Origin of the sequence: Cupriavidus sp. BIS7, assembly GCF_000292345.1 — a bacterium.
GTDB lineage: Bacteria > Pseudomonadota > Gammaproteobacteria > Burkholderiales > Burkholderiaceae > Cupriavidus.
This window is the reverse complement of record NZ_ALOU01000052.1, coordinates 31,436-43,032: the sequence shown is the minus strand read 5'-3', so window position 1 is coordinate 43,032 and position 11,597 is coordinate 31,436. Positions and strand designations below refer to the sequence as shown.

9 protein-coding genes are annotated in these 11,597 nt (G+C 63.2%); 5 read left to right on the top strand and 4 right to left on the bottom strand.

Going from position 1 to position 11,597, the window contains the following annotated elements:
* Together B552_RS28940 and B552_RS0118945 are read right to left on the bottom strand one after the other, a co-directional pair.
* Positions 1-137: NAD-dependent epimerase/dehydratase family protein (locus B552_RS28940; protein WP_157160303.1), on the bottom strand; the 137-nt coding region annotated here is incomplete at its 3' end.
* Positions 138-203: 66 nt separating this feature from the next.
* Complete coding sequence (locus tag B552_RS0118945) at positions 204-1,937, bottom strand: glycosyltransferase family 39 protein (protein WP_026035816.1); 1,734 nt, start codon at positions 1,935-1,937, stop codon at positions 204-206.
* A gap of 240 nt (positions 1,938-2,177) precedes the next feature.
* Between B552_RS0118945 and B552_RS0118940 the strand changes: the two genes are divergently transcribed.
* The 4 genes from B552_RS0118940 (at position 2,178) to B552_RS0118925 (ending at position 6,229) form a co-directional block, all read left to right on the top strand.
* Positions 2,178-2,885, top strand: coding sequence for a response regulator (locus tag B552_RS0118940; RefSeq protein ID WP_051003590.1), 708 nt, complete (start codon positions 2,178-2,180; stop codon positions 2,883-2,885).
* Positions 2,882-4,246 (top strand): ATP-binding protein, encoded by a 1,365-nt coding sequence (locus tag B552_RS0118935; RefSeq protein WP_019450628.1) that lies wholly within the window; start codon positions 2,882-2,884, stop codon positions 4,244-4,246. The genes B552_RS0118940 and B552_RS0118935 overlap by 4 nt, the downstream gene beginning before the upstream one ends.
* A gap of 13 nt (positions 4,247-4,259) precedes the next feature.
* Positions 4,260-5,486, top strand: a complete 1,227-nt coding sequence (gene chrA / locus B552_RS0118930; RefSeq protein WP_019450627.1) for a chromate efflux transporter — start codon at positions 4,260-4,262, stop codon at positions 5,484-5,486.
* A gap of 71 nt (positions 5,487-5,557) precedes the next feature.
* Positions 5,558-6,229 (top strand): DUF2459 domain-containing protein, encoded by a 672-nt coding sequence (locus B552_RS0118925; RefSeq protein ID WP_019450626.1) that lies wholly within the window; start codon positions 5,558-5,560, stop codon positions 6,227-6,229.
* A gap of 380 nt (positions 6,230-6,609) precedes the next feature.
* On the opposite strand, the gene katG is transcribed toward B552_RS0118925, so the two are convergent.
* A complete protein-coding gene (gene katG, locus B552_RS0118920; protein ID WP_019450625.1) occupies positions 6,610-8,838 on the bottom strand; it encodes a catalase/peroxidase HPI in 2,229 nt (742 codons plus the stop codon).
* Positions 8,839-9,789: 951 nt separating this feature from the next.
* Between katG and B552_RS0118915 the strand changes: the two genes are divergently transcribed.
* On the top strand, positions 9,790-10,110 hold the full coding sequence (locus B552_RS0118915) for a hypothetical protein (RefSeq protein ID WP_019450624.1): 321 nt from the start codon (positions 9,790-9,792) through the stop codon (positions 10,108-10,110).
* A gap of 179 nt (positions 10,111-10,289) precedes the next feature.
* Here the strand turns inward: B552_RS0118915 and B552_RS0118910 are convergent, their stop codons facing one another.
* Positions 10,290-11,351 carry a porin gene (locus tag B552_RS0118910; RefSeq protein WP_019450623.1) on the bottom strand — a complete coding sequence of 354 codons (1,062 nt, stop codon included), beginning with the start codon at positions 11,349-11,351 and terminating at the stop codon, positions 10,290-10,292.
* Between the last annotated feature and the right edge of the window lie 246 nt (positions 11,352-11,597).

The following is an 11,597-nucleotide window of genomic DNA, read 5'->3' as shown; positions in this document are numbered from 1 at the left end:
TTCACCAGATCGCCCAGGCGATCCGACGACATATCCATGCCGTAGACCTCCCATTGCGTGGTTTCCAGGATGCGGCGCGTCAGGTGGTGGCCGATGAAGCCGTTGATGCCAAGAATCAGGACTCGCTTTTGATGCATGGATATGACCAGAACAAATAAAGAATGGCCGACCGGAGTCGGCCATGAACGTTTTCAGGATCGGAATCAGTTCGTGGCGACAGGCGCCGGGGACGGCACGTTCGTCACCACCACGCGGCGCCAGTCGCGCGCAACCACGTACATCGGCACGGTGGGCGACAGCGTCAGGTAAGTCTCCGGCGTCATCACGGCCATGGCGGGCTGGCCGTTCTTCCAGAGTTTGATAAAGGCCGGGATATCGGGCACCCAGCGTTGCGGCTCCACCGTCGTACCGAAGGTCAGTTCGTCGGCCTGGCCCACCATCGTGAGCGGATGGCGCAGGTAGTACGGCAGCGTGTGGTCGAGCATCTGCACGCCGTAGAGCGGCATTTCCGGGGTCAGCTTCTGCGCGATCTGCGGCGCAATATCGGCACCCGATGCCGGACGGCCCACCGTTTCGTGGCCGAGCAGCGCCAGCGTGAAGCCGAGGTACATCCCCATGGCGTACACGGCCACGCTGGGCAGCACGCCGCGGCGCAGCAGCAGGCGGGCCGCCACAATACCGACCAGCATCACGACGAAGGCTGCGGCCACCCAGATCGCATAGGCCCGGTAGAAGGAATTCGGAATGTGATTGGCGTTGAGCGTGGCCACCACCGGGCTGGCCAGCAGGCCGCAGGCCGCCACGATCGCCATGCCCAGAAGCTGCCTGCCCCAGACGCGCGGGCTCACGCGGTCAAGCGCCACGCCGGCCAGGATACCCAGTGCGGGAATCACCGGCACGATGTAGCCGGGCAGCTTCGAGCGGGACAGGCTGAAGAACACAAAGATGGCGATGGCCCAGATGCCGGCCATCATCGCCGGGCGGAAGCGTGCTTCGCTGCGCTCGGCCGGCATGCGCATGGCCGTCCAGAGGCGCGGGAACATGCCCGCCCATGGCAGGAATCCACCGATGACCAAAGGCAGGAAGTACCAGATCGGACCGGAACGCGAGTGGATGTTCGACGTGTAGCGTTCCCAGTGCTCGTGAATAAAGAAGAAATTGAGGAATTCCGGGTTGCGCACCGAGACCAGGTAAAACCACGGCACGGTGATCACGAGCATCACCACCGCGCCCAGTGCCAGGTGCAGACGGCGCCAGAGCCCCCAGTCGCGCGTCACCAGCGTATAGACCACCAGCACCAGGCCCGGCAGCGCAATGCCCACCAGCCCCTTGGTCAGGATGGCCACGCCCATGGCCGCCCAGCAGGCCGCCATCCAGCCGCGACGCGCAGCCACGGAGGCATCCGGGTGCTGGGCCATCAGCATGAAGGCCAGCACGCAGGACATCACGCCGGCCAGCGTCATATCGAGCGTATTGAAATGCGCTGCCACGCTCCACATCGGCGCAGCCAGCAGGGCCAGGCCGGTGAAGATCGCCGCGCGCGCGCCGAACCAGCGCCGGGCAGCCATCATCGATACGCCGATCCCCAGCAGCCCGGACAGCGCCACGGCAAGGCGGGCCTGCCACTCGCCCAGGCCGAACAGTTCGTAGCCCAGCGCCGTTACCCACATATGGAACGGCGGTTTCTCGAAATACTTCAGTGCGTTATAGCGAATGGTCACCCAGTCGCCAGAGGCAAACATCTCGCGCGAGATCTCCGCATAACGCCCTTCGTCCGGCCCGACCAGATGGCGTATGTCCAGCGAGACAAACCAGACCACCAGGGCTACGAGGACGAACAGGCCCACCCAACCGGCAGCAACCGACCATCCGACCGTACCCTGGGCCGATTGCGAGGATGCGACTGACGCGCTCTGCTGGGAAGTGGGTTGCGGCATGTAAAAGAGGCAGATAGGGAGAAATGGACGGGCAGAAAGACCAAGGCCCACACCATGCCGGCGAATGTCCGCGCGGGCGATGATGTAGGCCAAAATAGCGCGCAGATTATGACAGAAACCTTTACGCCAGATTAATGCTGCGATCGGCTCCCTGCGATGCTACGCTTCCGACCGGCTGATGTGGACCTTCCGGCCCGATTGGTGCCAATATTCCAAACAGTCGTTTCAGTCACTAGCAAGATGCGAATTCTTATCGTTGAAGATGACCCGATGCTCGGCGACGGGCTCCAGCGCGGCCTGAAGCTGATGGGGCACGCCGTGGACTGGTTTGGCACCGCCAGCGAGGCCGACCGCGCCATCGGCATGATGCATTACGACGCCGTGGTGCTCGATCTGGGCCTGCCCGACGATGACGGCGTGGCGATGCTGTCCCGCTGGCGGAATCAGGGCCGCCAGACGCCGGTCGTGGTGCTGACCGCGCGCGATGCCGTGTCCAGCCGTATTGGCGGGCTGGACGCCGGCGCCGACGACTACCTGGTCAAGCCCGTGGAACTGGACGAACTGGCGGCCAGGCTGCGCGCCGTCACGCGCCGTGCGGCCGGCATGCCCGAACCGGTCTGGCGGCACGGTCCACTGGAATACCAGCCGGCCGCCCGCCTGGCCATCTGGCACGGCAAGGCCGTCGACCTGACCAGCCGGGAGTCCATGCTGCTGGAACTGCTGCTGACCTACCCCAACCGTGTGCTGACACGCGAGTTCCTGCGCGACAAGCTCTATGACTGGGACAAGGGGGCAGAGAGCAACACACTGGAAGTCCATATCCACCACTTGCGCCGCAAGATTCACCCCGCCATCGTGCGAACGCTGCGCGGCGCAGGCTATACGCTGGGCACGCTCGAAGCCATCGGTGCCACGGCGCCCGACGCCCCGGGCGAGGACCAGACATGACGCTGCGGCGGCGGCTGATCCTGGCCGTGCTTGCCGCCGTGGCCTTTGCATGGGTGCTGACCAGCGTCCTGATATACCTGAGCGCCGAAGAAGAGATCAACGAGCTCTATGACACGGCGATGGTCCGTATGGCCCAGCAGATGCAGGCGCTGTTGCCTCGGGTCCATTCCCGGGAGTCGCCGACGCCGCAGGCGAACGGGCCGATTCCCGGCGACGCGGATCTGGTCGATGAAGGCAATGCCGGCCTTGGCGACCTTGCCATCGCCGCATGGCGCCCGGACGGCGAACCATTGCATATCGACCCGGACGGCGACCGCCTGCCACGCGCACCGGACGTCAAGGGCTTTACCAATCGCAAGATCGATGGGGTGCCCTGGCGGCTCTACTATCTGGACGACCCGGTGGAGGGCTGGCGCGTATGCGTCGGCCAGACCATGGGCGAGCGCGGCGAACTGATCGTGGCCTACCTGCAGGCGCAGGTGCTGCCCTGGGTCCTGGGGCTGCCGCTGCTGACCACGCTGCTCCTTTGGGGCGTGGCACGTGCGCTGCAGCCCGTGCATACGCTGTCGAAATCGATCGCCGGGCGTGCGCCGGGCGATCCCACCCCGCTCTCGCTCACTGAAGTGCCGCGCGAACTCGTGCCGCTTGTGACGGAACTGAACCAGTTGCTGAACCGGGCCACGGCGTTGCTGGAGCATGAGCGACGCCTGACAGCCGACGCCGCACACGAACTGCGCACGCCGCTGGCCGCGCTGAAGGCCCAGTGGGAAGTCGCACGACGCTCGCCGGACCCGGTGGAACGCGCGCGCGCCTCGGCCAATGTCGAAGCCGGCATCGACGGCATGAGCCGGCTGGTTTCGCAGCTTCTGACGATGAGTCGGCTCGAGGATGAGGAAACGCTGCCGAGGCGCGGTCCTGTGGACTGGCATGAAGTGTCCCGACAGGTGCTGTCGGACTGCCTGCTGCTGTCCGAACGGCGCAATGTCGACATGGAAATCATGTGGCCCGGGGCGAACCAGACGCCGCTGCCGGTCAACGGAGACCCCGCGCTGCTTGGCACGATGCTTCGTAACCTGATGGACAACGCGATCAGATATAGTCCGGCCGGCACGGTGGTCACGCTGGCGTTCGAGCCGGACCGGATCACCGTATCCGATCACGGACCGGGCGTTGCACCCGAACTGCTGGCGCGGCTTGGCGACCGGTTCTTCCGCGCCGCCGGCCAGCAGGAAAAAGGCAACGGCCTGGGCGTCTCCATCGCGCGCCGGGTGGCCGTGCTGCACGGGCTCGCCGTCGACTTTGCCAATCGTTCCGCCGCCGACGGCACCGGGCTGGTGGCAACCATCCATGTCAAGAGCTAGACCGGCATCCGCCATGACCGCAGTCCGAACTTCCGAGACGCATCAGACCAGTCACAGCGCGTGGGAAGTCTTTATTGTCTTCCTGCGTCTGGGGCTTACATCCTTTGGCGGCCCGGTGGCCCATCTCGGGTACTTTCGGGAGGCGTTCGTCACGCGCCGCCAGTGGCTCAGTGACCGCGCTTACTCGGATATCGTCGCGCTGTGCCAGTTCCTGCCGGGGCCAGCCAGCAGCCAGGTAGGCATGGTGGTGGGCCTGTCCCGGGCCGGGTATCCCGGCGCGCTGGCCGCATGGACCGGCTTCACGCTGCCGTCGGCCATCGCGCTGATCCTGTTCGCGCTGGGCCTGTCGCACTATGGCAGCCTGGTGCCGGCGAGTGCATTGCACGGGCTCAAGGTGGCGGCAGTGGCAGTGGTGGCGCAGGCCGTCTGGGGCATGGCGCGCTCGCTCTGCCCCGACGCTCCTCGCATCACGCTGATGACGCTCAGCGCGGTGGCCGTCACGCTCGTGCCTTCGCCGTGGTGCCAGGTTGGCGCAATGGTGATCGCCGGCCTGATCGGTGCACGCAGCTTCCGCACCGCTGACACCGCGCCGCACGAACCGCTGCCGATACCGGTCGGCCACCGCGCTGCACTGGCGTTTCTGCTGGCGTTCGGCGCGCTGCTCGTTGGGTTGCCGATCGCGGCCAGTGCGATTCCGAACCATGCGCTGGCACTGGCCGACGCGTTTTACCGAGCGGGCGCGCTGGTGTTTGGCGGCGGACACGTGGTGCTGCCGCTGCTGCAGGCCGCTGTAGTGCCAACCGGCTGGGTCGGCAATGACACGTTCCTGGCCGGCTATGGCGCCGCGCAGGCCGTGCCGGGTCCGCTGTTCACCTTCGCTGCGTTCCTCGGCGCGGCAGGCGGGCCCACGCCCCATGGCTGGCTCGGCGGCGCGCTGTGCCTGCTGGCGATCTTCGCACCGTCCTTCCTGCTGGTATTTGGCGCCCTGCCTTTCTGGGAACGGCTGCGCCGGCATACAGGCACCCGCGCGGCCCTTGCGGGGATCAATGCGGCCGTGGTCGGCCTGTTGCTGGCCGCCCTGTATCAGCCGGTGTGGACCAGTGCAATTCATGTCCCTGCCGATTTCGCGCTGGCGCTGCTGGCGCTGGCCGCGCTGACCGTCTGGCGCGTGCCGCCGTGGGCCGTTGTGGCCGGCTGCGCGCTGGCGGGCTGGGGCGTACATGCTGCGGGGCTGGCCTGAGTCCATGAATCCATGAGCCTCTACCTGACACTGAAGGCCGCTCACATCCTTTCGTCAGTGGTACGGACCGAATGACGAAAACCACCAGCCTGCGCCGGTTCGTCGCCCATGCAGCGATTGCCCTGCTGGTCACGTTGCTGTCAGGCTGCGCAACCTCCACGCAGGCCACCGCATCGGACGACCCCGCCACCATCATCGACGTGGTCGAGCGCGACTGGCACACCGATGTCTGCATCCGGACCGAAGATGCCGATGCGCGCCTGATGCGGCTGGTCGTGGGCTACAACGGCTCGCATTTCCTGTGCTTCGGCTTTGGTGACCGACACTATCTGCTAAGCCGCGAGCGCGGTCCGATGACGCTGCTGTCGGCGCTGTTGCCCGGCGCGGGCGCCATCCTGCTGACCGTGCTGCGTGACACACCCGCCGCCGCGTTCGGCGCTGACAACGTGGTGCGGCTTGGCGTCAGCGAACAAGGTATTGCGCAACTGCGGGATTTCCTTGCCAACGCCGTGCAGACCGACGGCAGCGGAGCGCCGGTCGGCCTTGGCGACGGCCCCTATCCGGGCGGCCTGTACTTCGGTGCAACCGCACAATACGACGGCTTCTATACCTGCAATACCTGGACCGCCGACGCTTTGCGTACGGCTGGCATACCGATCCACGGGCCCGTACTGTTTGCCGACGGCATCATGCGCCAGATCCGGCCCGCAGCACAGGCCGAAGGCGACCCGCCCGCGCGCTAGCAAGGCGGGGGCTGGCAGGTGGGGCTAGCAGGGGTTCGGACTGCAGGTCGTGGTCGAAGATCCTGGGGCAGGCGTGACCACCGTGGTGTGCTGTGGCGGGGTTGGGTCGCTGCTGCTGATCGACACACAGCCAGCCAGGCTGATTGGCAACAGCAGGAATATGGCAATTCTGAACATGGCGTGCCTCCCGTGACCCGCGTTCGTGAACCGTCAAACGCAGTCAGTATAGATGGCGGCGACTGCACGCCGCCATCTACCGATCAGAAGTGACGTTTCAGGACTTCAACTTCTTGGGACGACGCTGAACAGGAAAAAATTACCCGTTCATTGGCCCGACTCCACCCAATGCGCAGAACCGGGCCCTTCCTTTCAGCCTGATATCAGAACTGGTCGAAACGATCCAGGTTCATGACCTTGGCCCATGCCTTGGCGAAGTCCTGGACAAACTTCTCCTTGCCGTCGTCGGCACCATAAACTTCGGCAACCGCACGCAGTTCGGAATTCGACCCGAAAATCAGGTCCACCGGCGTAGCCGTCCACTTGACCTTTCCGGTTTCGCGATCCCGTCCCTCATACGTGCCCTGGTCCGTGGAAGACTTTGACCATTTGGTCGACATGTCCAGCAGGTTGACAAAGAAGTCGTTGCTCAGGGTGCCAGGGCGATCCGTCAACACGCCGTACCGGGATTTGCCGGCATTTGCGTCCAGCGCACGCATGCCGCCAACCAGGACCGTCATTTCGGGAACCCTCAGATTCAGGTAGCTCGCACGCTCGACAAGCATTTCCGCCGGGGAAGCCGAGGTTTGCTTCCCGTAGTAGTTGCGGAAGCCGTCCGCAGCCGGTTCAAGCACCGCGAAAGACGGGACACTCGTTTGTTCCGGCGATGCATCCATTCTGCCCGGCGTGAACGGTACCTGTACCGGGTAGCCACCCTTGCGCGCCGCGTCTTCCACCGCAGCCACGCCTCCCAGCACGATCATGTCGGCGAGCGATACCTTCTTGCCGCTGGCTTTCTGGGCGAGATTGAAATCCTTCTGGATTGCCTCCAGACGGCTCAACACCCTGGCAAGCTCGGCGGGATCGTTGACTTCCCAATCCTTCTGAGGCACCAGGCGAATACGCGCGCCGTTTGCACCACCACGCATATCCGTCACGCGGAACGTCGCCGCCGATGCCCATGCGGTTCTGACCAGTTCCGGGGTGGTCAGGCCGGAAGCCAGGATGTTCGATTTCAGCTTCGCAACGTCGTTACCATCCACGAGCTTGTGATCCGGCTTGGAGATCGGGTCCTGCCAGAGCAGATCTTCCGAGGGTACTTCGGCACCAAGGTAACGGGCCTTGGGCCCCATGTCGCGATGCGTGAGCTTGAACCATGCCTTGGCGAAGGCCAGTTCGAACTCTTTCGGATTCTCGAGGAAGCGCTTCGAGATCTTCTGATACTCGGGGTCGACCTTCAGTGCAATGTCCGTTGTAAACATCATCAACGGATGCCGCTTTTTCGGATCGTGCGCGTCCGGAACGAAATTGGCGCTCCGGTTGTCCTTGGGAACCCATTGGATCGCTCCGCTAGGGCTCTTTGACTTTTCCCAGTCGAAGCTATAGAGCCATGTCAGGTATTCATGGGTCCAGCGCGTCGGGTTGGTGGACCATGCACCTTCAAGGCCACTGCCGGTGGCGTCCACGCCAACGCCCGTACCGCACTTGTTCACCCAGCCAAGGCCTTGCTCTTCAATACCGGCGGCGGCAGGTTCCTTCCCGACGCACTTTGCCGGATCGTGTGCACCGTGGGCCTTTCCGAAAGTGTGACCCCCGGCGATGAGTGCAACGGTATCGACATCATCCATACCCATGCGGCCGAACGCGTCGCGCATGACCTTCGCGGATGCCATGGGATCGGGTTTTCCTCCCGGCCCCTCTGGATTGACGTAAATTAGACCCATCTCGGTTGCCGCGAACGGTTTGTTCAGGGTGCCCTTCGCATCATGTCGCTGATGGGCGAGCATTTTCTTCTCGGGGCCCCAGTCCACCATTTCGGCTTCCCAGTCGTCCGCGCGTCCGCCCGCAAAGCCAAAGGTCTTGAAGCCCATCTCCTCCAGTGCGACGTTACCTGCCAGCACCATGAGGTCACCCCAGGAGATCTTCTTGCCGTATTTTTGCTTGACCGGCCACAGGAGACGCCGTGCCTTGTCCAGGCCTACGTTGTCGGGCCAGCTGTTGAGCGGTTCAAACCGTTGCTGGCCGCCGGAAGCCCCGCCCCGGCCATCAAAGATGCGATAGACACCGGCGCTATGCCACGCCATGCGAACGAAGAATGGCGCGTAGGTGCCGTAGTCAGCCGGCCACCAGGCCTGGGATGTCTTCATGACGACTGCGATATCCCGTTTGACAGCCTGAAGGTCCAGGGTCTTGAATTCCTTCGCATAGTTGAATGCCGTGCCCATGGGATCGGATTCGGCGGAATGATATCGAAGTGGCTGCAGATTCAGCTGTTCCGGCCACCAGAAACTGTTCGGTGTCGGGTTCGTTTGTGCAAACAGTGCATTGGTGGAAAATGCGGCAGAAACGGCTATTGCCAGCGCGGAGATTTTTAAGGTTTTTCTGATATTCATGGAACAGTTACTCCTGTGAGGTTGATTGTCGAACCGCTGCCGCCATGCAAATGGCCGTGATTGGCAATGAAACTGTCTGTTCATCCCGCAAACAGTCATGCCATGCCGGATGGCGATGGTGAAGGCGTGGTGTTTGCCAGCCTTATCAGGCTGGGTGGGGGCGGCCCGTGTGGATGATCAACACACGCACCTCAGTGATGAATCGCCCGGGGGACTGGAGAAGTTGGAGCAATCCTCATGCAGAACGCTTATGCGTCCGCCAGCGTTTTAGCGAAGTACTTCGCCCTGGCTATTTGCACCGCGGCAGAGTGAATGATTTTCTAACGTAGTATTTTCCTTAACTCCTTACATATTATCGAAACTACTGCGCTCGATATTACGGGGACATTAAGGCCGCAGAAATTAGATTGTTTCAATTGGGTCGATTGACCAACTCAATTTGCGCAAAGCGAGATCGCACGGTTGTGCATGACTTCACCAACCGCCGGCGCAAAGCCATTGCCATACAAGGCAATTTGGAGATATCGGGCCAACCTGAAGGAGGATTCGCAAGCCTCCGTGACTGATGCCACGTGGCCGTTGCCCGGTCGCGAGGGCGCCGAGTTTTTGACGACGATCATTAGCGGCGCGTGGCCAAGCTTGATCAGATGGAGTTGAGGTGCGGCGGGGCCGAGGTGGGAAGTGTGCCAAGGCACGTCGGCCCCGGACGGCAAGATTTCGTCAGGAGACCTCGATTGGGCGCTGTCGGCCCGCGGCAACCCCTCCGGTCGCTTTCTTTCTTCGATTCCGACTTATTCAGCGGGCCGACAACGTGTGACATTCTGGCCCCGCAATATTTCGGCAGTAAGACGGTGTGGCGCCGCATAGCGCACATTTTACAAATCCCTGCAAACACAGTGTCCGTCGCATCTGCATCTATCTAGAATGAAACGGCCTGCCATCGGAGATGCCATGAAACGCGATGCTGTTGCCGTGACCGAGACGACGCCCGAAGGGCTTGCAGCCCTGATCTATCACATTGCCCATGGCGCGAGCCAGGGGCAGCTTGACCCCGAATTCGTACGCAAGCTTGGCAAACGCGTGGACAAGGAACTCGAGGCCATGGAGGCCACCGACCGCCTGACAGTCGCTGACAAGGAGCAGTTGCTGCATGCGGTGCAAACACTGCACAGGACTGCCGACGTGGAAGAAGGCGCCCGCCTGACCCGGGCACTCGAACGGTTGCGCAAGCACGACGCACAGTCCCAACCGCCCCAACCACCGGCCGCATAGTCGCCCCCGGCCAGGCCGCCAGCGTTGAATGAAGAACGCCCCTTGCCCGGTTTTCGCCGGGCAAGGGGCGTTTTATTGTCCGGCAGGGCTGGGGGGAAAGGCCCCGCCTGCCGGCGCCCAGGAAACCGCTTCGCTTCATTCTGAAGCAGTTTCCTGACAGGCACGTGGATGTCGGCGTCTTAGAAGCGGTGACGGATACCGGCGATCGTGCCGGTCTGGTTCGCGCCGGCCACGGCCGTGCCGGCACCGTTCAGACCGAGGTTCGATGCGTTCTTGTTGGTCACGTAGCCCACGTTCAGGTAGACGTCGGTGCGCTTCGAGAACGTGTAGTCGGCCGACAGCACGAACATCCACGAATCATTGTTGTTCTCGTGCACGTCAGTGTAGTACGCGGCACCGGTCAGCGACAGGGCCGGGGTCACACGGTACAGGCCGCCGAGCCAGTAGACGTTGTTGCGCGTGGCAGCGGTGGTGGCGCTGGCGATGCCGTCGTCACGCATCCAGCGATAGCCGGCAAACACCTTGGCCGCGCCGAAGTCGTAGGACGTACCGACGGCCAGGCGCTTGACGGCGCGGTCGGAGATGGCCGGCGTTGCGCTCTGGATCTGGTCATACGCGGTGCCGATCGAGAAGCCGCCGACGTTGTAGGCCAGGCCGGCGCCGATGTCGCGGGCAGCCTTGTAGTTGCCCGGCACTTCGCCGTTGTTGTTCACGCCCGTGCTGTAGAGGGCCATGGCGGTCAGGCCGCCGAACTTGCCGGTGTACTTGACCGAATTGTCGGCGCGGCCGTTGAACGCCGCGTCCACCGAGTTCAGCGAATACTTCGGGCCCACGCCCATCGGGTCATAGGCGCCAAACAGGTCATACAGCGCGTTCTGCTGACGGCCAAGCGTCACGGCGCCGAAATCGCCCTGCAGGCCCACGAAAGCCTGTCGGCCGAACAGGCGGCTGCCCTGGCCCGACAGGCCCGTGTCGATATCGAAGCCCGACTCGAGCGTGAAGATACCCTTCAGGCCACCGCCCAGGTCTTCCACGCCGCGCAGACCCCAGCGCGAACCGGACATGTTGCCCGAGCTGACCCGAACCACGGTACCGTTGTTGCCGCCCGGCGTATGGGTGGCGAATTCGATGCCTGCATCGGCAATGCCGTACAGCGTCACGTTGGAGGCGGTTTGTGCCGATGCAACGCCGCTCAGGACGCACGTACCCGCAGCCGCCAGGGCAAATAGAGCTTTCTTCACTGTAATTTCTCGTTTTATTCAAGACATTGAGGCGCTTCCCCGCCCCGCGCCAGATCCGGGAAAAGTGCACAAGGCACAACCGGAAACACGCGGTGACATATTGGGGGCAGCGCGATTGTTCCAGTCGAGTATGAAATTCGTGTGTCGGAACGCTTTTCATTGCACGAAATGACACCCCACCTTGGCAGGGTACGAACCCAAACGAGGTACAAAATGCGGGTTTTCCCGAGCCGCAATTTGGTAGGA

Coding starts and splice junctions, on each gene's coding strand:
- chrA (WP_019450627.1), top strand. CDS start 4,260: ATGACCGCAGTCCGAACTTCCGAGACGCATCAGACCAGTCACAGCGCG.
- B552_RS0118940 (WP_051003590.1), top strand. CDS start 2,178: ATGCGAATTCTTATCGTTGAAGATGACCCGATGCTCGGCGACGGGCTC.
- B552_RS0118935 (WP_019450628.1), top strand. CDS start 2,882: ATGACGCTGCGGCGGCGGCTGATCCTGGCCGTGCTTGCCGCCGTGGCC.
- katG (WP_019450625.1), bottom strand. CDS start 8,838: ATGAATATCAGAAAAACCTTAAAAATCTCCGCGCTGGCAATAGCCGTT.
- B552_RS0118915 (WP_019450624.1), top strand. CDS start 9,790: ATGAAACGCGATGCTGTTGCCGTGACCGAGACGACGCCCGAAGGGCTT.
- B552_RS0118945 (WP_026035816.1), bottom strand. CDS start 1,937: ATGCCGCAACCCACTTCCCAGCAGAGCGCGTCAGTCGCATCCTCGCAA.
- B552_RS0118925 (WP_019450626.1), top strand. CDS start 5,558: ATGACGAAAACCACCAGCCTGCGCCGGTTCGTCGCCCATGCAGCGATT.